Source organism: Pseudomonas sp. 9_2_1 (assembly GCF_059295275.1).
In genome coordinates this window covers 3,374,446-3,393,640 of sequence record NZ_CM181239.1, presented here as the reverse complement: position 1 = coordinate 3,393,640, position 19,195 = coordinate 3,374,446, and the positions used below count along the sequence as shown (strand labels likewise).

15 protein-coding genes are annotated in these 19,195 nt (G+C 61.7%); 5 read left to right on the top strand and 10 right to left on the bottom strand.

Annotated features, from left to right (window positions below; translation table 11 throughout):
- Positions 1 to 12: 12 nt before the first annotated feature.
- The gene (gene tssB, locus AC5O5I_RS15230) at positions 13 to 516 is read right to left on the bottom strand and encodes a type VI secretion system contractile sheath small subunit (RefSeq protein WP_172288165.1); all 504 of its coding nucleotides are present in this window, start codon (positions 514 to 516) and stop codon (positions 13 to 15) included.
- A 335-nt stretch (positions 517 to 851) separates the two neighbouring features.
- Between tssB and vasI the strand changes: the two genes are divergently transcribed.
- The 3 genes from vasI to tssM are packed head-to-tail and all read left to right on the top strand — an operon-like array spanning position 852 to position 6,561.
- Positions 852 to 1,502, top strand: a complete 651-nt coding sequence (gene vasI, locus AC5O5I_RS15225; protein WP_494511069.1) for a type VI secretion system-associated protein VasI — start codon at positions 852 to 854, stop codon at positions 1,500 to 1,502.
- A complete protein-coding gene (gene tssA / locus AC5O5I_RS15220) occupies positions 1,490 to 2,956 on the top strand; it encodes a type VI secretion system protein TssA (protein WP_494511068.1) in 1,467 nt (488 codons plus the stop codon). The genes vasI and tssA overlap by 13 nt, the downstream gene beginning before the upstream one ends.
- Entirely contained in the window at positions 2,953 to 6,561 is a 3,609-nt protein-coding gene (gene tssM / locus AC5O5I_RS15215; protein ID WP_494512766.1) for a type VI secretion system membrane subunit TssM, read from the top strand. The genes tssA and tssM overlap by 4 nt, the downstream gene beginning before the upstream one ends.
- A 132-nt stretch (positions 6,562 to 6,693) precedes the next feature.
- On the opposite strand, the gene AC5O5I_RS15210 is transcribed toward tssM, so the two are convergent.
- On the bottom strand, positions 6,694 to 7,551 hold the full coding sequence (locus tag AC5O5I_RS15210) for a TIGR03915 family putative DNA repair protein (RefSeq protein ID WP_494511067.1): 858 nt from the start codon (positions 7,549 to 7,551) through the stop codon (positions 6,694 to 6,696).
- Positions 7,542 to 8,762 carry a putative DNA modification/repair radical SAM protein gene (locus AC5O5I_RS15205; RefSeq protein ID WP_172288022.1) on the bottom strand — a complete coding sequence of 407 codons (1,221 nt, stop codon included), beginning with the start codon at positions 8,760 to 8,762 and terminating at the stop codon, positions 7,542 to 7,544. Before AC5O5I_RS15205 ends, AC5O5I_RS15210 begins: the two co-directional genes overlap by 10 nt.
- A 167-nt stretch (positions 8,763 to 8,929) precedes the next feature.
- Between AC5O5I_RS15205 and mqo the strand changes: the two genes are divergently transcribed.
- Complete coding sequence (gene mqo, locus AC5O5I_RS15200) at positions 8,930 to 10,507, top strand: malate dehydrogenase (quinone) (protein ID WP_172230586.1); 1,578 nt, start codon at positions 8,930 to 8,932, stop codon at positions 10,505 to 10,507.
- Positions 10,508 to 10,514: 7 nt separating this feature from the next.
- Here mqo and AC5O5I_RS15195 read toward each other — a convergent pair whose 3' ends face one another.
- From AC5O5I_RS15195 to AC5O5I_RS15175, 5 genes are read right to left on the bottom strand one after another with little or no spacing between them, the layout of a single operon-like run.
- Complete coding sequence (locus tag AC5O5I_RS15195) at positions 10,515 to 12,071, bottom strand: ArnT family glycosyltransferase (protein WP_494511066.1); 1,557 nt, start codon at positions 12,069 to 12,071, stop codon at positions 10,515 to 10,517.
- 3 nt (positions 12,072 to 12,074) lie between these two features.
- Complete coding sequence (locus AC5O5I_RS15190) at positions 12,075 to 12,347, bottom strand: lipid-A-disaccharide synthase N-terminal domain-containing protein (protein ID WP_494511065.1); 273 nt, start codon at positions 12,345 to 12,347, stop codon at positions 12,075 to 12,077.
- Entirely contained in the window at positions 12,344 to 13,087 is a 744-nt protein-coding gene (locus tag AC5O5I_RS15185) for a glycosyltransferase family 2 protein (protein WP_172287039.1), read from the bottom strand. Before AC5O5I_RS15185 ends, AC5O5I_RS15190 begins: the two co-directional genes overlap by 4 nt.
- Before the next feature lie 34 nt (positions 13,088 to 13,121).
- Positions 13,122 to 14,096 (bottom strand): NAD-dependent epimerase/dehydratase family protein, encoded by a 975-nt coding sequence (locus AC5O5I_RS15180; protein WP_494511064.1) that lies wholly within the window; start codon positions 14,094 to 14,096, stop codon positions 13,122 to 13,124.
- On the bottom strand, positions 14,084 to 15,421 hold the full coding sequence (locus AC5O5I_RS15175) for a UDP-glucose dehydrogenase family protein (protein ID WP_172287041.1): 1,338 nt from the start codon (positions 15,419 to 15,421) through the stop codon (positions 14,084 to 14,086). Before AC5O5I_RS15175 ends, AC5O5I_RS15180 begins: the two co-directional genes overlap by 13 nt.
- 281 nt (positions 15,422 to 15,702) lie before the next feature.
- Between AC5O5I_RS15175 and AC5O5I_RS15170 the strand changes: the two genes are divergently transcribed.
- A complete protein-coding gene (locus tag AC5O5I_RS15170; RefSeq protein ID WP_172229879.1) occupies positions 15,703 to 16,749 on the top strand; it encodes a class I SAM-dependent methyltransferase in 1,047 nt (348 codons plus the stop codon).
- A gap of 58 nt (positions 16,750 to 16,807) precedes the next feature.
- Here AC5O5I_RS15170 and AC5O5I_RS15165 read toward each other — a convergent pair whose 3' ends face one another.
- Together AC5O5I_RS15165 and AC5O5I_RS15160 are read right to left on the bottom strand one after the other, a co-directional pair.
- Complete coding sequence (locus tag AC5O5I_RS15165) at positions 16,808 to 18,052, bottom strand: saccharopine dehydrogenase family protein (protein WP_494511063.1); 1,245 nt, start codon at positions 18,050 to 18,052, stop codon at positions 16,808 to 16,810.
- Positions 18,053 to 18,083: 31 nt separating this feature from the next.
- Entirely contained in the window at positions 18,084 to 19,181 is a 1,098-nt protein-coding gene (locus AC5O5I_RS15160) for a carboxynorspermidine decarboxylase (protein WP_494511062.1), read from the bottom strand.
- Positions 19,182 to 19,195: the final 14 nt, after the last annotated feature.

Genomic DNA, 19,195 nt, shown 5'->3' with positions numbered 1-19,195 from the left:
CGCTCCGTTGTCTCAGTCTTCTTGTGGCGCCTCAAGCACCAGGTCCAGTTCTTGGGCGAGTTGTTTGCGGGCCTGCTCGTCGTTCAGCAAATGCTGCAACTGCTTGCGAAAGGTGGGCACGTTACCCAGCGGGCCCTTGAGGGCGACCAGGGCTTCGCGTAGCTCCAGCAGCTTGTTCAGCTCAGGCACCTGGCTGGCGATGCGGTCGGGTCCGAAGTCGTTTATCGATCTGAACCGCAGGTTGACCGCCAGCTCCGCATCCGGTGCCGCGCTGAGTGTGGAGGGCACGGACATGGCCAAGCTGACGTCGGCGTCATTCAACACATTGTTGAAGGTGTGTTTATCGATGCGCATGACCGATCGGTCTTCCAGCGCACGGGTGTCATCCAGACCGAAATCGCCCAGCACCAACATCTTGTGCGGCAGCTCTACTTCGGCCTGTTTATCACCGGTGGCGGGTACGTACTTGATGTTGATGCGCTCTTTGGGCGCAACGGAGCCCGAGGCTTTAGTCATGTAGATATCGCCTTTGTTGTTTGGGTATATATGTAGGAAACATCCTACAAAGTGCTGTTAAATAATAAACAAGCTGCAGGTTAGGTTGCGGCGCTTGCTTGCGAAAAGACCTTGCGCCTATGGCGAGATATATGTCGAGTCGGGAGGTGTTACTAAATATTTGTTTGTATCTTCCTTTCTGTTTGTACTAGCCTAAAAGTTCGTTTCTGACCTCCTGATTGCCTGGGTTCAAATTTTTCGCTGCATGGGTTTAATGGGTGGTGACGACTGCTGGTTGGCGGTGAGTTGGTCACTAGTGCATCTGTACTATCGAATAAGAGAATGTGATTGTGATAATGCGCCGCTCTGCCTGTAGTGCTGGATTTACATTGCTGTTTTGTCTGGCACCCTCTCAGGCACATCCCTCAAGAGACTGCCCCCGGATAGTGTCCAATCTTGAGCGTTTGGCTTGTTTTGACGAAGCCGCAGCAACTCCCGCGCGAGTGATAGCCATCACTCGGTGGTCTGCTCCCGAGCAAGAGGCGCCCAGTGTCATGCGTGTCATGACCAATGAGGTTGGCAGGGTGCCGGAAGACCTGACCTTTCGCCTGGGAAACCTGGGAGGCGTGGCGGACGCTGAGGATGAACTGGTCATTTCAGCCCCTGCCATAGCTTCAGTTGGGGAGCGGTCTTATTTGGCTATCAGCTGCATACAGAACATCTCCAGGCTGCAACTGATTACCAACCGGCCAGTCGAAGCGAGCCGTGTCAATGTGCGGATAAAGGGGCAGGGCTGGTCTACCAGCGAAACCGCGTGGCAGGTAAGGGAAAATGGTCAGGTACTGGATGCTGGCAGGGGTATACCAGCCATCGAGCAGATCAAACAAATGATCGGTGCTCAGCGCATTGAAGTGGTGAGCGGTCACAGGGCCGTCGACGGGCTGGCGTTTGATGCCGAAGGCCTGGACGCGCTAATCAGCCAGGTGCGACGTTCATGTCGGTGGTAGCGCTGGGGCAGGCCGAGGTCATCGTCCGGCTGCTTGCACCGATTGATACCGCAGCCCCGGCGGGTTTGTTCGATGTCGAGGACGAAACCTACCAGGCTATCGACCAAGAGATGGTCAAACTCGGAGGTCTGCAGGAACCCACGATCGACTGGGCGTACATCGAAGAAGCGTCCTGCCAATACTTGGCGCGGCAATGCAAGCACTTGCGAATCGTCGCGCACCTTGGTGCGGCCTGGCTGCGTAGTGGTTGTTGGCAACGCTGGAGTTTCACGCTGGAGTTGCTGGCCGGTATGGTCGAAGGCTATTGGGAGCCTGCTTACCCCAAACCGGGCCCAACAGGCTTCATCGGCAAGCGCAAATTGGTGAGCCTGGCTCTGAAACGCTTGATCGACGCGTTGCCGAGGCTCGACCGCTTCACCTTCAACCCAGGGTATGCAACTGCTGCGCGAGGTGCGCTTGAGCGCCTGCTACAGCAGCAGGGACCGGTACAATTGGATGTAGCTGCGCTTGTCGAGCTTGAGCGCTCGCTGAGCAAATACGCCGACCTTGCCAATGGCGTTGGCGAGGTTGCAGCACCCAAGGCGCCAGAGTCAAACATAAAGCCAGTGCCGCTGGCTGATGTCATCGCAACGCCGATGCCACGTGTGTCGATTGGCAACGAGCGCGAAACCCGCAGGGCTGTGTTGAACATGGCCGAGCTTATCAACCAGCAGGACCCGTACGACCCGGTCGGCTATCAACTGCGCCGTTTTGGTCTGTGGGGGCACATTCAGGCTGCGCCTCCAGCCAACCAAGGTAACCGCACTGAATTGATGGCGGTTCCGCAGGACATTGCCGGTGATTATGAGGATGCGGTCGCCGGGACGGCGATCGATGCTGCATTGCTCCAGCGCATCGAAAAAAGCGTGACGGCTTGTCCCTACTGGGTTCGCGGCAGCTTTCTCGCTGCAACCGCCGCTTCACGCCTGGCGATGGGCGAAGTGGCTGAGGCTATCCGTGCGGCGACCGCTCGGTTCGTTCAGCGGTTACCCGCACTGCAGCCGCTGTGCTTTAGCGATGGTCGAGCGTTTATCGATGACCAAAGCCTGGCCTGGCTCAAAGGGGCGCAAGGTCCGTCCGAGCAGGGGGCCTGCTCCCAGGAGTTCGCCACCCTGCGCGAGGAATTATCCAGCCAGTTGGAAGCCGGTGGCGTGGAGCCCGTTCTGCTCAGGTTGCAGGGAATGCAGGCTGATCTTCGAGGTCCTCGGGAGCGTTGCCATACCACAGTGATCGCCGCTGACCTGCTGGCTGCACGCGGTGTGTCCTGGTTGGCCCAGGACTTGTGCGCCAGTGTCGCCCGGACCATGCAGCAAACCACGGCCAGTGCCTGGGAGCCGGATGTGTTTCAACGACTGCAACAGCATGCCTCCCCCCAAGCATTGGCCGATCAAAACAAGGACTGGAACTCTCCATGAATCAACTATGGAAGCTATTGAAACGTCGGGGCTTACCCCTGGTGACTCGGATCGGCTTGGCCATGCCATTAATGGTTGTGCTGGGTACCGTGCTGATGCTGGTTGCCATCTGGTGGCTCGGGCCTCAGTGGGAGTGGCGTGAACAGCGCCCCTTGGTCAGCACGGCGCATCGTAGTCTGGTCAGCCTGGTGCTCGTGTTGGTGCCGCTGCTGTACTGGATTGTTGTGCTGCGTTGGCGCTACCTCCGCCTGCAGGCAGAACGCAAGCAGGCGGTGGCCGCTGAACTGGACAGCGTATTGCCGTTGGTCCGTGCACAAGAGAAGGCCTTGGACCAAGGGCTGTCGCGATTTCTTGATAGCGCAGGAGGGCGACGTGCCTTGTATCGGTTGCCCTGGTACTTGGTCATAGGCGACCAGCATGCCGGCAAGTCCAGCTTAATCGACCGCACGGAACAGAGCTTTTCGCTGACCCGAATCGATAAGGCGCAGGCCCGGGGCAGGCAGGCACAACCGCTGGCTTTCCCGATAGGCTGGTGGGTCAGCAATGATGCGGCGATCATTGATCCGCCAGGGGCTTTCATCAGGCAGGAGTCGCTCGCAGGCTCGCCCACTGACGACTCAGGCGCACCACAACTACCACCTGAAACCCCGGCCAGGCTGTGGCAGCACCTGTTGGACTGGCTATTGCGCAACCGCAGCCAGAGAGCCCTCAATGGCGTGTTGCTGGTTGTTGACTTGCCTGCGTTGCTGCATGGCACGCCTGGGGAGCGTGTTGCGTTGGCGCATGTGCTACGCACTCGTCTGTACGAGGTAAGCAGTCAGTTGGGCTCCCGCCTGCCGCTGTACGTGGTGCTGACCAAGTTCGATTTATTGGATGGTTTCGACCAGCTCTATGCCGGCCTTTCCGTTTCCATGCGCGAAAAAATGTTCGGCTTTACGTTCAGGCTGGATGCGATCGGCACGTTCGACGCTTGGCTGAAGGAGTATGGCAATCACTACGAGCAGTTGATCAACCAGATATTTGAGCAGGTGGTACACCGACTCGATGCGTTGGACAGTGCTCCACAGCGAGCGCGCCTGTTCTCATTGCATACCCAGTTGATCGGCTTGCGTCCAATACTGCTGGGCTTCTTGAAAGAAACCCTGGCAAGTGATCGCTACACCACGCCGGCATTGGTACGGGGTGTGTATTGGTCCTCGGTCATCCAGCAAGGTGACATGCTCAATGCGTTCGTGCGCGAGGCAGCGCAACCCTACAAAACGAAGCTCCCTCTCCTTGAGGGTAAGGTGCAAGGCAAGGCGCTGGCGTACTTCATCCAGCATGCGTTCGGGCGCATCATCTATAAGGAAGCTGGACTTGCCGGGGACAACATCAAGGTGGCGCGCAACAAGCGTCAGTTGCTGTGGGTCGGGTCCGGGGTAGGCATTCTGGCTTTCTGTGTCGCCATCGCCAGCTGGCAACGCTACTCCGATATCAATGCCGCCAAGGCAGCCAGCGTGCTCGCTAAAAGCAGGGAGTACAGCCATCATGAAGTGGATCAGCGCCTGGATCCAAGCGGCCGCAATCTGCTGGAGCCGCTGGACCAGATCCGCGATGCGGTATCGGTGTTTGGCGACTATCGCGCCGCATGGCCGGGTGTTTCCGATTTTGGCGTGTATCAGGGCCGGGTCATCGGCCCGCGTGTCGATGAGGCCTACCTCAGCTTGCTCTCCAAGCGATTCTTGCCGGCCTTGGCCAGTGGCGTGATCGACGCCATGGAGGCGGCGCCGCCAGGCAGTGAACAGCAAATGGCCGCCCTGAGGGTTTACCGCATGCTGGAAGACCGCCAGAACCGGCGGCCTGGATGGGTGGAAGAGTGGATGGCTCGCCAGTGGCAGCAGAAATTTCCCGGCCAAGGCCAACTGCAACGCGACCTCATGCGGCATCTGAAGTACGCTCTGGTCTATGCCGATGCTGACCTACCGCAGTACACCCAGCGTATCGCCGTGGTCCAGGAGGCCTTGCGCAAGGTGCCGTTAGCCGAGCGGGTTTATGCTGGCCTCAAGCAGCAGGCTGGTGAGCAATTGCACACCGGGTTGGACCTTCGTCATCAGGTCGGGCCGGCCTTCGATGTGGTGTATCAGCCGACCATCGGCGCCGGAAAGGGCGGTGCTATCCTGCTGCCGCCGATGCTCACTGCCAAGGGCTTCAAGGAGTACTTCGAGCCACGCAGCCAGAGCTTCGCCGATATGGCAATGATCGACCAATGGGCGCTGGGTGAGCGTGGTCAACTCGATTACTCGGATGCGGACCGGGAGGCGCTGAGCGAACGGCTGCGCAACTTGTATAGCGCCGATTTCATCGACAGTTGGCGCCGTGCCCTGAACGCCTTCTCGGTAGCTGACTTCCTCGACCTGGACCATGGCGTCACGATCCTGCAGCAGTTGACCGGCCCTGCGGCGCCGCTGCATCGGCTGCTGGATACGGTGAAGGACAATACCTCGCTTTCATCGACTAGAGTTGTCGACGCCGGGGACGAAGCCAAAGCGGTATTGCCCAAAGGCAGTAAGCCAGAGCAACAACAGGCCTGGGCTATCCAGCGTGCCTTTGCAGGGCTGAGCGCCATGTTGCAGGCAACGGGTGAGAAACCGAGCTATTACGATGAAACCCTTGGCGCCATTACCGCTGTGCATGACTACGCCAAGGCGGTGCAGGGCAGCCCCGACAGAGGAAAAGCTGCACTCCAGGCTGTGCATCAACGTTTCTCGATGACGGGGCAGGATCCAATTGGCACCTTGCAGCGAGTCTCTACTGGCTTGCCAGAGCCGGTCAACCACCAAGTCAGGAAACTGGCCGATCAAACGGCACAAGTGCTCAACATCGAAGCCCTGCGCGAGCTGGAGCGGCGCTGGGATGCCGAGGTGTACAGCTTCTTCCAGCAGCGACTGGCTGGGCGCTATCCCTTCGTAGCCAGGGCGCCCGACGCGTCCCTGGATGACTTCGAGGCGTTCTTCGGGCCGAAGGGGCGGCTGCAGCAGTTCAATGATCAGTACCTGAAGGTCTTCCTGAAGGACAACCTTGAAGCCCTGCAGGCCGGCCAGAAAGGGCGCTCGTTGATTCGCAGCGACGTGATCGAACAGCTGGAGCGGGCAGACCGCATCCGCGAAACGTTCTTCGATCAGCGCGGCAACCTGAGCGTGCAGTTCAGCATCGAACCGCTGGGGCTGAGTGCCAACCAACGCACAAGCTTGTTGGACCTGGACGGCCAGTTGATTTCCTACACCCATGGCCCGCGCCAGATCACTGGCATCGTCTGGCCCAATACCTTGGGGCCGCAGGTGCGTAGCAACCTGACTTTGCTCAGGCAGAACGGCAATAGCAGCAGCCTGGAGTACAGAGGGCCGTGGTCGATGTTCCGCTTGCTCAGCCGTGGCTCGCTCAATGGGCGCACGGCTACCAGCGTGGACCTGAGCTTCCGCACCGGCGATGGTGTGATGCGCTATCGACTGAACGCCGCGAAGGCCTTTAACCCCATCACGCAAGAACCTTTCAAAGACTTCAAGCTACCGCGTGGGTTGTTGCAGCAGTCGCACAAGCTGACGCCAACCCCGCAGGCCAGTCTATAAGCGATTCAAGGAGTAGCTCAAGCAAACGGAAGAGCGAGTGAAACCGCTGAACTACTGTACGCAAGCCATCGAGCAATTGGAGTCGCGAATGCGAACTGTTCGTAAGGATATGCCCGGCATCTTGCATGCCCATCATGTCTTGGTGAAGCGCAGTGCAGGCTTGTTGATCTGTTTACCGGCCTGGGACGCCACTTCCAGGGCTTGCCCATCCCGTTGCTTGCCCTGGCGCGCCAGGCCTTCGAGCTGGGGTATCAGCATGCCTTCCGGCAAATGCCGCCAGAAACGGCCGGGCATGTGCAGGCGCAGGGCATCGGGGTTGAGGCGGGCGGGGTTGAAGGTATGACGGTAATAAGTGCGCCATAGCTCGGCGCCCGGGTCTTCGGCGTTGCGTGCCCACTGGCGCCAGGCCTCGGGGCACTGGCGCTGGTAATCGAAGGCCTGGCCGTCGAAACGGATACCGTCCTGCGGGGTTGCGATCAACCAGCGCAACCGCCCCAGGCGATCGGCGAAGTGTGGGCTGGCGCTTTGCAGAATATCGTGCGCCGGCTCGTGATAGGCCACCAGATCCAGCTGCAAGTGCTCGACCAGCTCCTCAGGCAGCGGTACGAAGCGCACAAAGGCATGCAGGTGATGCGCCTCACGGCTGACCTGCTTGATCCGCCGCTGCAGTTCGCTGCCCAGGCGGTCACCGGCCAGCATCGCGGTGCGGTCGCCATGGGCCACGCGCCACAGTACCTCGTACAAAAGGTTCCAGCGTTGTTCGCCCCGGTAGCGCGAAGCCTGCTCCAGCTGGCCCAGCAGTGCCGCCGGGACCTTGGCCCGGAACGGACCGGGGCCTGGCGGGAGCGCAGCCGGTACCGCCAGCAAGTCCGCCATCGGCCCTTGCGACCAGGTCACTTGCGAGGGGTCAATGCCGTGCCCCAACAATGACCGCGCCTGCTCGCGCCAGGTGGCGAACAGGTCTGCGCAGTCGAGCGCAATCACCCCCACAACCCCATCTGCACCGGCGCTTGCGGTTCACGCAACCGCGCCCGCAGCAGCCCGCTGCGCAGCTCGGCCTGCTGCGGGCGGTAGTCGCTGGTGACGATGAAAGGCCGGGCCTTTTCCAGCACGCAGCGCAGCTGGATCAGGTCGTCGTAGCGAATGCGCCGTTCCCGCCGCAGCGCAACCAGGCGCTGCACGCTGCGCAGGCCGATACCCGGAATGCGCGCCAGCAGGGCGGGTTCAGCGCGGTTTACGTCCAGCGGGAAGACATCGCGGTTGGCCAGTGCCCATGCCAGCTTGGGATCGATGTCCAGAGCCAGGTTGCCAACCTGGCCGAGCAATTCGCCCGCCTTGTAGCCGTAGCCACGCAGCAGGAAGTCAGCCTGGTACAGGCGGTGCTCGCGCAGCAGTGGCGGCGCGGCCAGGGGCACACTGCCGGGGCTGTCGGGGATCGGACTGAACGCTGAGTAGTACACACGCTTCAGGCCATAACCCTGATACAGCGATTCGGAATTGCGCAGCAAGGTGCTGTCGTCAGTGCTGTCGGCGCCAACGATGACCTGGGTGCTCTGCCCGGCGGGAGTGAAGCGTGGCGCCTTGGGCTCGTTGGCGACCGCCTGCTGGCCCTGATGGATCACGCCCATGGCCTGGCGAATGGTATGTGCGTGCTTTTCCGGCGCCAAGCGCTTGAGGCTGGCATCGGTGGGCAGTTCGATGTTGACGCTGAGGCGGTCGGCCAGGCGACCGGCCTCCTCGATCAGCAGCGGGTCGGCATCGGGGATGGTCTTCAGGTGAATGTAGCCGCGGAAGTTGTGCTCTTCGCGCAACAGCCGAGCCACGCGGATCAGCTGCTCCATGGTGTAGTCCGCCGAGCGTATGATGCCGGAGCTGAGAAACAGCCCGCTGATGCAATTGCGGCGGTAGAAGTCCAGGGTCAGGCGCACTACCTCTTCAGGGCTGAAGCGGGCGCGCGGCACGTTGCTGGAGCGGCGGTTCACGCAGTACTGGCAGTCGTACAGGCAAAAGTTGGTCAGCAGTATCTTCAGCAGGGATACGCAGCGGCCATCGGGTGTGTAGCTGTGACAGATGCCCATGCCGTTGGTCGCCCCCAGCCCGTCGCCACCACGTGAATTGCGCTTGGGCGCGCCACTGCTGGCGCAGGAGGCGTCGTACTTGGCGGCGTCGGCGAGGATGCCGAGTTTGGCGATGAGTTGCATGGCACTGGCTCGCGATACTGAATATTCATACAGTATTTTGAGAAGCGCCCGATTGCAAGCTCAGAGTAGGCAGCCCGTCGTAATTATCGCCGCGCAAACCCGACTAAATCCGTCAGCTAAGCTTGTGGCTGGACATTTACGGATAGCAACAAGGTACGGGAGAGGTTATGAAGATCACCATCAAGCCGGAACTGGCGCTGGCCGGCCTGGCGCTGGCGCTGGGCATGTTCAATGCCCAGGCAGCGGAAACCAGAAAGGTCGATGTGATGCTGGTGGGTGGCGGCATCATGAGTTCAACCCTGGCCGTCTGGCTAAACGAGCTGGAGCCGGGCTGGTCGATGGAAATGGTCGAGCGCCTGGACAAGGTGGCCGAAGAAAGCTCCAACGGCTGGAACAACGCCGGTACCGGGCACTCGGCACTGGCGGAACTCAACTACACCCCGGAAAAAGACGGCAAGGTCGATATCAGCAAGGCGGTGGAGATCAACGAGTCGTTCCAGGTCACGCGTCAGTTTCTCGCCTGGCAGGTGAAGCAGGGCGTATTGAAGAACCCGCACTCGTTTATCAATACCACCCCGCACATGAGCTTTGTGTGGGGCGATGACAATATCCGCTTCCTGAAAAAGCGCTACGAGGCGCTGCAGGCCAGCCCGCTGTTCAAGCCCATGCAGTATTCCGAAGACCACGAGCAGATCCGCAAGTGGGTACCGTTGATGATGGAAGGCCGCGACCCCAACCAGAAGCTGGCGGTAACCTGGACGCCGATCGGTACCGACGTCAACTTTGGCGAAATCACCCGGCAATACGTGGGCTACCTGCAGACACGGCCGAACTTCGACCTGAAGCTGTCCAGCGAAGTACAAGACATCACCCGCAACGATGACGGGTCGTGGCATGTGGAATACAAGAACCTCAAGGATGGCAGCAAGGCGGCCACCGACGCCAAGTTCCTGTTCATTGGCGCAGGCGGCGCGGCGTTGCCACTGCTGCAGAAGTCGGGCATCGACGAAGCCAAGGACTATGCCGGCTTTCCGGTCGGGGGTTCGTTTCTGGTCACTGACAATCCGGCCATCGCCCAGCGCCACATGGCCAAGGCCTACGGCATTGCCGCCACCGGCGCACCACCGATGTCGGTGCCTCACCTGGACACGCGGGTGCTCGATGGCAAGCGCATGATCCTGTTCGGGCCGTTCGCCACCTTCTCGACCAAGTTCCTCAAGCAAGGCTCGTTGCTCGACCTGCTGGCCAGCACCAGCGTGCACAACGCCTGGCCGATGGTGCGGGTAGGGGTACGCGAGTTCGACCTGGTGCAGTACCTGATCGGCCAAGTACTTCAATCCGACGATGACCGCTTCGAGGCGCTGCGCACCTACTTCCCCGAGGCCAAGCAGGGCGACTGGCGGCTGTGGCAGGCGGGCCAGCGGGTGCAGATCATCAAGAAAGACCAGGCGTTGGGGGGCGTTCTCAAGCTGGGTACGGAAGTGGTGGTGTCCAGGGACGGCAGCATCGCCGGCTTGCTCGGCGCGTCACCGGGCGCCTCGACTGCACCACCGATCATGCTCGATGTACTGAACAAAGTGTTCAAGGACAAGCTGGCATCGCCTGAGTGGCAGGCGAAGATCAAGCAGATCATTCCGTCGTACGGCATGCGCCTGAACGACCACCCCGACCTGGTACAGAAGGAGTGGGCGTACACCAACGAGGTGTTGCAGCTTGATCCACCTGTGACCGCCGCCACACCCTGAGTTCAGCTTATTGCCCGGAGACCTGTGCTGCTGCGTGCAGGCCCTCGGGCATTGTGGCCCAGGCAAAGCGATACACGTTGTGAGGGGCAGCGGCCTGGCACTGGCCATTGTCGGCATCGGCGCCGACCACATACCACTCGGCCCGCGAGGTTTCGCCCAGCTTGCGCGCCTTGTCGGCGCTGAAGCAGCGGCCCAGTTCCGTGGCCGGGATCAGGGCAAAGGCCGCCGGATTCTGACGCAGCCAGTAAGCGGCAGAATCGGCCCTGGACTGGCCGGTAAAACCGAAGTGCACGATGGGTTGCCGGGCAAACAGCCAGTGCCCTTCGCGCCAGTTCACCAGTACCAGTTCGGCGCCGCCAGTGGCGCGTGCGGCTTCGCTCATCAGCGTGTCGTGCGGGTTACGGCCTTCCTTGACGGGCTCGATGAAACCGCGGGCAAACCACAGCGCAAACCATACCAGAGCCACGGTGGTAAACGCCTTGCGCCAGCCTGGCCGCTGCTGCAACCAGCGCTTGAGCAACCACGGCACCAGCGGCGCCATGGCCAGCACCAGGCCTGGCAGCGCCGGGAAGATGTACAGCTTGCGCTTGCCACTGCTGAGGCTGAAAAACAGCAGCACCAGTGCCACCCAACCCAGCAGCAGCAGGTAGCGGCCGTCGTGTTTTTGCAATTGCCGGCGCCACGCCGGTACCAGCCAGGGCAGGGCCAGGATCAGCGGCAGCCAGTACTTGGGAATGACCTTGACGAAGAAGTACCAGAAGGGTTCGCGATGGTCCCAGGCGTTGGCATAGCGGCTGGCGGTTTGACGCAACAGGATTTCCTTCAGGTAGGCCACCTCTGCCGCTCCACCACCCTGGGCAATCGACACCAGCAGCGGCAGCAACCAGACTGCGCAACCGGCCAGCAGGCACAGCAGCCCCAGGCTCCAGCGCCAACCCTGGCCCCGCATGGCGACCACGCCGCCCCAACGCTGACGCACCGCCCAGGCGTAGGGCAGCAGCATCAGTGCCGGAACAAAGCCCACCCCTTTGCTGATGATGCCCAGGCCCATGGCTGCGCAAGCCAGGTAGAACCAGCCCCAGGCCGGCCCTAGCAGCAGGTGGCGGACCATACCGTAAAAGCCCAGCGCCACCCACAGGCACAGAAAACTGTCGATCTGTCCGGTGCGCAGGATGCTGTAGCTCTGGTACGTGGCCAGGAACAGCAACGCGGCAATCACGCCGATGCGCCGGTTCCACAGGCGTCGCCCGAGGTCGTGCAACACCCAGGTGATGGTCGCTGCCGACAGCAGCCCAGGCAGGTACAGCGCGACCTTGGGCGAGCCGCTCAGGTAGCTGAACAAGGCCACGGTCCACATGAACAGCGGCGGCTTGTCGCCATAGATTTCCGCTGCCCGGTGGGGGATGAACCAGTTGCCGCTTTGCAGCATTTCCAGGGCCACGCCGAGAAAGCGTTCTTCATCGACATTCATCGGCTGGCGCCAGCCGATACCTGCGCCCACCAGCAGCACCGCGAGGGCGATCAGGGCCCAGCGTTCGGCCCTGAGCGTCTTGAAGTTTGCCAAGGTCTATTCCTTCTGTGCCTGCTGGCGGGCGATCAATTGCAGGTTGCGCAGGTAGACCAGAAAGCCGAAGCTCTGGCCGATGATGAATACCGGGTCTTGCCGGTAGATGGCGTAGGTCAGCAGCAACGCGCTGCCGAGCATGCTCAGGTACCAGAAACCTACGGGTATCACGCTGCGGCGCTTGAATTCGCTGTACAGCCACTGCAACACGAAGCGCCCGGTGAACACCGTCTGGCCGGCGAAGCCGATGATCAGCCACAGGGTCTCGCGGGTCATCCTTCAAGCTCCTGCGGGCGCGTGTCCAGGCGCGTGCGGCGGATCAGCCACCACACCCCGAACAGGTCGAGGATGCCAACCAGGGCGCGGTCGAGGTTGCCATACTTGGAAACGCCGGCATGACGTGGCCGGTGGTTGACCGGGTGCACCAGCATGCGGCCGTTGTGGCGCAGAATCAGCGCCGGGATGAAACGGTGCATGTGGTCGAAGTAGGGCAGACGCAGGAACGCAGCGCGCTCGATCAGTTTCAGCCCGCAGCCGGTATCGGGCGTGGCGTCCTTGAGCAGGCGGCTGCGCAGGCCATTGGCAAACCGCGAGGCCCAGCGCTTGCTGGCGCTGTCGCGGCGGTTCACCCGGTGCCCGGCCACCAGCTTGACGCCGCCGGCCAAGTCCTGGTTCGCGCGCACCAGGGCGAGCATGCCGGGGATGTCGGCCGGGTCGTTCTGGCCGTCGCCGTCCAGGGTCGCCAACCAATGCCCGCGGGCCGCCTGTGCGGCATGCCACAGCGAAGTGCTCTGGCCCAGCGAACGGTCGTGACGGAGGATGCGCAGTTGCCTGTAGCCCTGGCTTTTCAGTTGCTGCAGTACGCTTACGGTGCGGTCGCTGCTGCCGTCATCGACTACCAGTACTTCATAGTTTTCGGCCGCCAGTGCACTGCGAATTTCCATCAGCAGTGACGGCAGGTTGTCGACCTCGTTCCTGGCGGGGATGAGTACCGAGAGGTCCAGTGGGTCTGTCATGGGGTTTCCTGTGATCTTGTCGGGATTGCTCGGCTCAGACCCGGTAGAAGTCCCGGTACCAGCCGACAAAGGCATTCACGCCGTATTCCAGGGACGTGGCTGGGGTAAAGTCGATCCAGCGCGCCAGCGAACCCACATCCGCCCAGGTTTCCAGCACGTCACCCGGTTGCAGGGGCAGGTAGTCGCGCCGCGCCTTGATCCCCAATGCGTCTTCGAGGCATTCGACAAAGTGCAACAGCCGCACGGGCTGGCCGCGGCCGATGTTGAACAGCTGGCAGGGCGGTTGGCCGGCGGCAGGTTGTGGCGGTTTCAGGCGCAAGCGAACGACGCTCTCGACGATGTCGTCGATATAGGTGAAGTCGCGCCCCATCAGGCCGTTGTTGTAAACCTCGATCGGCCGGCCTTCGAGCATGGCGCGGGTGAACTTGAACAACGCCATGTCGGGGCGCCCCCACGGCCCATACACGGTAAAAAACCGCAGGCCGGTGGTTGGCAGCTGGTAGAGGTGCGCATAGCTGTGCGCCATCAGCTCATTGGCGCGTTTGCTGGCGGCGTACAGCGACACCGGCTGTTCGGCCGGGTCGTCGACGCTGAAGGGCAGTTTGGCGTTGGCGCCGTACACCGAGCTGCTGGAGGCATAGATCAGGTGGCGCGGCGGATACTGGCGGCAGGTTTCGAGCACGTTGAGGAAACCCACCAGGTTGGCCTGGCCATAGGCACCGGGATTGTCCAGCGAATAGCGCACCCCGGCCTGGGCCGCCAGGTGGATGACTTCACTGAACGGCTGGCCGGCAAACAGCTGCTGCAGCTCGGCCGGGTTGGCGATGTCGAGGGGCTGGAAGCGGAAATTGGCGAAACCATGCAGCTGCTGCAGGCGTGCCCGTTTCAGTTCGACGCTGTAGTAGGCATTGAGGTCGTCGATGCCCACCACCTCGATGCCTGCCTCGCACAAGCGTCGCGCGAGGTGGAAGCCGATGAAGCCGGCGACGCCGGTAATCAGTACCGGCATGCTGGCTGCACCTGGCCACGGCCGATGCCGTAGTACGTCAGGCCGGCGGCGGCCATGTGTTCGGGTTCGAACAGGTTGCGCCCGTCGAACACCACGCGGTCGGTCAGCTGTTGCGGCACCTTGTCCAGGTTGAGCACGCGGTAGTCCTGCCATTCGGTGACGATCACCAGGGCATCTGCGCCCTTCAGCGCATCGTCCTTGCACGGCACCAGCTGCAGGTCGGCACGCGGGCCGTAATGGCGCTGGATTTCCTCCATGGCTTGCGGGTCATGGGCCTGCACCCGCGCACCTGCTGCCCACAACGCTTCGAGCAGGACCCGGCTGGAGGCTTCGCGGATGTCATTGGTGTTGGGCTTGAACGACAGCCCCCACAGGGCAAAGACCTTGCCCCGCAGGCCGCCTGGGTAATGGCGCTGGATCTTGCTGAACAGTCGGCCCTTTTGCTGTTGGTTGACCGACTCGACCGCGCGCAGCAGTTGCGGCTCGAAGCCTTCGGCCTCGGCGCTGCGGCGCAGGGCTTGCAGGTCCTTGGGGAAGCACGAGCCGCCGAAGCCGCAGCCGGCGTAGATGAAATCATAGCCGATGCGCGGGTCCGAGCCGATGCCCCGGCGTACCATTTCGATGTCGGCGCCCAGGTGCTCGGCCAGGTTGGCGATTTCATTGATGAAGGAGATCTTGGTCGCCAACATGCAGTTGGCCGCGTACTTGGTCAGTTCGGCACTGCGCGCATCCATGATCATGAGTTTTTCGCGGTTGCGGCTGAAGGGCAGGTACAACTCACGCAGCAACTCCACCTCGGCCGCCTCGGCGCCGCCGATGATGATGCGCTCCGGGCGCATGCAGTCGTCCACCGCAGAGCCTTCCTTGAGGAACTCGGGGTTGCTGATGACCTGAAAGCGGCTGGTGTCGGCCACGGCCTGGGCAATGCGCGCCTTGATGCGGTGCACCGTGCCGACCGGTGCGGTGGACTTGTTGACGATGACCTTGGGGCCGGTGGCATGTTCGAGGATGCAGTCGACCACGGCAAACACGTGCTTCAGGTCGGCGCTGCCATCGGCGTGGGGCGGGGTGCCCACCGCGATGAACTGCAGCCTGGCGTAGTTGGCTGCCTGTGCGGCGTCGGTGGTGAAGCGCAAGCGACCGCAGGCCAGGCTGTTCTCCAGCATCGGCGCCAGGCCGGGCTCGAAGATCGGGCACTGGCCTTCATTGAGTGCAGCGACCCGCTCGGCGTCGACATCCATGCACAACACCGAGTGCCCCACCTGCGCCAGGCACACTGCCTGGGTCAGGCCAACATAGCCGGTACCGAAAACCGTGACTTTCATCTGACAGCTCCTTGATAGGAAAGCTGAAAAAAAATGTCACAGTCTTGTTTAGATATTGTTACCTGCGCAGGTCATCGCCCTGTGCCGAATCAGTTTGCGCATGTAGATCGAGGATTGTGCGTGTGTAGTCCAAATCGCGGATGTGCGCCCTGGAGACATCTAAACTTACGAATGGCTCGCTACCTTGCTGAAGCAGCGCGCCATTCCATCCAATCGACCACCGTCACCCCGGAGCGGATGTCCCTCGCTGGCGATGGCTTTCTTGCAGAGGAGGGCAGGTCATGGACGAGGCACGGCTTCACGACTTCATGGGCAAGCTGGTGGGCGACATGGGCGCGGCGGCGACCCTGGCCAATGTCATTCTGGGCGACGAACTGGGGCTTTATCGGGCCATGGCCGACAGCCAGCCGACCAGCCCCGAGGCGCTGGCGGCAAAGACCGGCTGCCACCCGCGGCTGGTGCGCGAATGGCTGAACGCCCAAGCGGCGGCCGGCTACATGGTGCATGACAAGGGCCGGTTCGTGCTGCCCGAAGAACAGGCCATGGCGCTGGCGCTGGAGGATTCCCCGGCTTACATGGCCGGCGGCGCAGCGGTGGTGGCGGCATTGTTCCACGACAAGGACAAGCTGGTGGCGGCCATGCGCGGCGATGGCGGGTTGGCCTGGGGCGACCATCACCCCTGCATGTTCAGCGGTACCGAACGGTTCTTCCGGCCGGGCTACCGCACGTTCCTGGTCAGCGAATGGCTGCCCGCGCTGGAGGGCGTAGTGGCCAGGCTGCAGGCCGGCGCCAAGGTGGCAGATGTGGGGTGCGGGCACGGTGCCTCGACCCTGGTGATGGCCCAGGCGTTTCCGGCTTCGACCTTTGTCGGTTATGACTACCATGGGCCTTCGATCACCACTGCCAACCAGCGGGCGCGAGAGGCGGGATTGACGGGCCGGGTCAGCTTCCAGCAAGCCAGCGCAAAGGACTACCCGGGGCATGATCACGACCTGGTGTGTTTCTTCGATTGCCTGCACGACATGGGCGACCCGGTGGGGGCGGCCAGGCATGCTTACCGGGCGCTCAAGGCGGACGGCACGGTGATGCTGGTGGAACCTTATGCCGAGGATTCACTGGACGGCAACCTGACGCCGGTCGGGCGGTTGTTCTATGCGGCGTCAACGTTTATCTGCACGCCGAACTCGCTGTCGCAGGAGGTGGGGCTTGGGCTGGGTGCGCAGGCCGGGGAGGCAAGATTGCGGGCAGTGTTCGAGGAGGCGGGCTTCAGGCGGTTTCGGCGGGCGACGCAGACGCCCTTCAACCTCATCCTGGAAGCGCGAAAGTAGCGGTCAGGCCGGCAACAACAGAAAGGGCGCCGCGATGGCGCCCTGTCTGTCTTGTTACTTAGGCTTCAGCGTCCCAGGGACGATCACCTTTTTCATCTTTGACGCGGGTCGGCAAGCCCATCACGTCCAGCGCCTTGAGGAACGGCTCGGCTGGCAGCTCCTCGACGTTGACCATGCGCTTGGCATCCCACTCACCACGCGCGACCAGCAGGGCTGCAGCCACTGGCGGTACGCCTGCGGTGTAGGAAATGCCCTGGCTGTCGGTCTCGGCGTAGGCTTCTTCGTGGTCGGCCACGTTGTAGATGAACACTTCGCGCGGCTGGCCATCCTTGGTGCCCTTGACCAGGTCACCGATGCAGGTCTTGCCGGTGTAGCCAGGGGCCAGGGAGGCCGGGTCTGGCAGCACGGCCTTGACCACTTTCAGCGGTACCACTTCCAGGCCTTCGGCGGTTTTCACCGGTTGCTCGCTGAGCAGGCCCAGGTTTTTCAGCACGGTGAACACATTGATGTAGTGCTCGCCGAAGCTCATCCAGAAACGCACGTTCGGCACGTTGAGGTTCTTCGAAATCGAGTGAACTTCATCGTGCCCGGTCAGGTACAGGTTCTGCGACCCTACCACGGGCAGGTCGTCGGTACGCTTGACCTCGAACATGCTGTTGCTGGTCCACTGGCTGTTCTGCCAGCTGTACACTTGCCCGGTGAACTCGCGGAAGTTGATTTCCGGGTCGAAGTTGGTAGCAAAGTACTTGCCATGCGAACCGGCATTGACGTCGAGAATGTCGATCGAATCAATGCTGTCGAAATACTGCTGCTGCGCCAGTTTGGCGTAGCTGTTCACCACACCCGGGTCGAATCCGACGCCGAGAATGGCGGTAATGTTCTTGGCCTCGCACTCTTCGAGGTGTTTCCACTCGTAGTTGCCGTACCACGGCGGGGTTTCGCAGATCTTGCCCGGCTCTTCGTGGATGGCGGTGTCCAGGTAGGCGACACCGGTATCGATGCAGGCACGCAGCACCGACATGTTGAGGAACGCGGAACCCACGTTGATCACGATCTGCGATTCGGTCTCGCGGATCAGTGCCTTGGTGGCCTCGACATCGAGGGCGTTGAGCGAGAAGGCCTGGATGTCGGCGGGTACCTTGAGGCTACCCTTGGCCTTGACGCTGTCGATGATGGCCTGGCATTTGGAGATGTTCCGTGACGCAATAGCGATACGACCCAGTTCGTCGTTATGCTGCGCGCACTTGTGGGCCACCACCTTGGCGACACCTCCTGCACCAATGATAAGAACGTTCTTCTTCAATTTATCCCTTGCTCCTTACTGAAAGCCGGTCTTACGACAGGCTGGAAACGTAGTCTTCAAAACCGAACTCGCGGACCACTTCGACGCTGCCGTCGAGTTGCTTGACCACAATGGAAGGCATCTTCAGACCGTTGAACCAGTTTTTCTTGACCATGGTGTAACCCGCGGTGTCGATGAACGACAGGCGGTCGCCGATGGCCAGCGGACGATCGAATTTGTACTCGCCGAAGATGTCACCGGCCAGGCACGACTTGCCGCAGACCATGTAGGTGTGCTCGCCGTCATTGGGGGCCATCTTGGCGTTGAGGCGGTAGATCAGCAGGTCGAGCAGGTGCGCTTCGATCGAGCTGTCGACCACGGCCAGGTGCTTGCCGTTGTACAGGGTGTCGAGCACGGTCACTTCCAGCGAGGCGCTGTTGGTGATGGCGGCTTCGCCGGGCTCCAGGTACACCTGCACGCCGTAGGTTTGCGAGAAAGCCTTGAGGCGCGCGCAGAACGCGTCGACCGCATAGTCTTCACCGGTGAAGTGGATGCCACCACCCAGGCTGACCCACTCGACCTTGTGCAGCAGGTGGCCGAAGCGCTCTTCGATGTGCGTGAGCATTTTGTCGAACAGGCTGAAGTCACCGTTCTCGCAGTTGTTGTGGAACATGAAGCCGGAGATCTGTTCGATCACCTGTTCGATCTTCTCCGGGTCCCACTCACCGAGGCGGCTGAACGGGCGGGCCGGGTCGGCCAGCAGGTAGTCGGAGCTGCTCACCTGCGGGTTGACACGCAAGCCACGGACCTTGCCTTCGGACTGTTCGGCAAAGCGTTGCAGCTGGCCGATCGAGTTGAAGATGATCTTGTCGCAGTTCTCGAGCATTTCCTCGACCTCGTCGTCAGCCCACGCCACGCTGTAGGCGTGGGTTTCACCGGCGAACTTCTGGCGGCCGAGCTTGAGCTCGAAGAGGGAGGACGAGGTGGTGCCGTCCATGTACTGCTGCATCAGGTCGAATACCGACCAGGTCGCGAAGCACTTGAGTGCCAGCAGCGCCTTGGCGCCGGAGTGTTCACGCACGTAGGCGATCTTCTCCATGTTGCTGAGAAGCTTGGTTTTATCGATGAGGTAATACGGCGTCTTGATCATTTAAAGGCCCCCGG

Excerpts from the sequence above, each read along its gene's own strand:
- AC5O5I_RS15170 (WP_172229879.1), top strand. The coding sequence starts at position 15,703 with ATGGACGAGGCACGGCTTCACGACTTCATGGGCAAGCTGGTGGGCGAC.
- AC5O5I_RS15190 (WP_494511065.1), bottom strand. The coding sequence starts at position 12,347 with ATGACCCGCGAGACCCTGTGGCTGATCATCGGCTTCGCCGGCCAGACG.
- AC5O5I_RS15160 (WP_494511062.1), bottom strand. The coding sequence starts at position 19,181 with ATGATCAAGACGCCGTATTACCTCATCGATAAAACCAAGCTTCTCAGC.
- AC5O5I_RS15180 (WP_494511064.1), bottom strand. The coding sequence starts at position 14,096 with ATGCCGGTACTGATTACCGGCGTCGCCGGCTTCATCGGCTTCCACCTC.
- AC5O5I_RS15185 (WP_172287039.1), bottom strand. The coding sequence starts at position 13,087 with ATGACAGACCCACTGGACCTCTCGGTACTCATCCCCGCCAGGAACGAG.
- AC5O5I_RS15205 (WP_172288022.1), bottom strand. The coding sequence starts at position 8,762 with ATGCAACTCATCGCCAAACTCGGCATCCTCGCCGACGCCGCCAAGTAC.
- tssA (WP_494511068.1), top strand. The coding sequence starts at position 1,490 with ATGTCGGTGGTAGCGCTGGGGCAGGCCGAGGTCATCGTCCGGCTGCTT.
- tssM (WP_494512766.1), top strand. The coding sequence starts at position 2,953 with ATGAATCAACTATGGAAGCTATTGAAACGTCGGGGCTTACCCCTGGTG.
- tssB (WP_172288165.1), bottom strand. The coding sequence starts at position 516 with ATGACTAAAGCCTCGGGCTCCGTTGCGCCCAAAGAGCGCATCAACATC.
- mqo (WP_172230586.1), top strand. The coding sequence starts at position 8,930 with ATGAAGATCACCATCAAGCCGGAACTGGCGCTGGCCGGCCTGGCGCTG.
- vasI (WP_494511069.1), top strand. The coding sequence starts at position 852 with ATGCGCCGCTCTGCCTGTAGTGCTGGATTTACATTGCTGTTTTGTCTG.
- AC5O5I_RS15175 (WP_172287041.1), bottom strand. The coding sequence starts at position 15,421 with ATGAAAGTCACGGTTTTCGGTACCGGCTATGTTGGCCTGACCCAGGCA.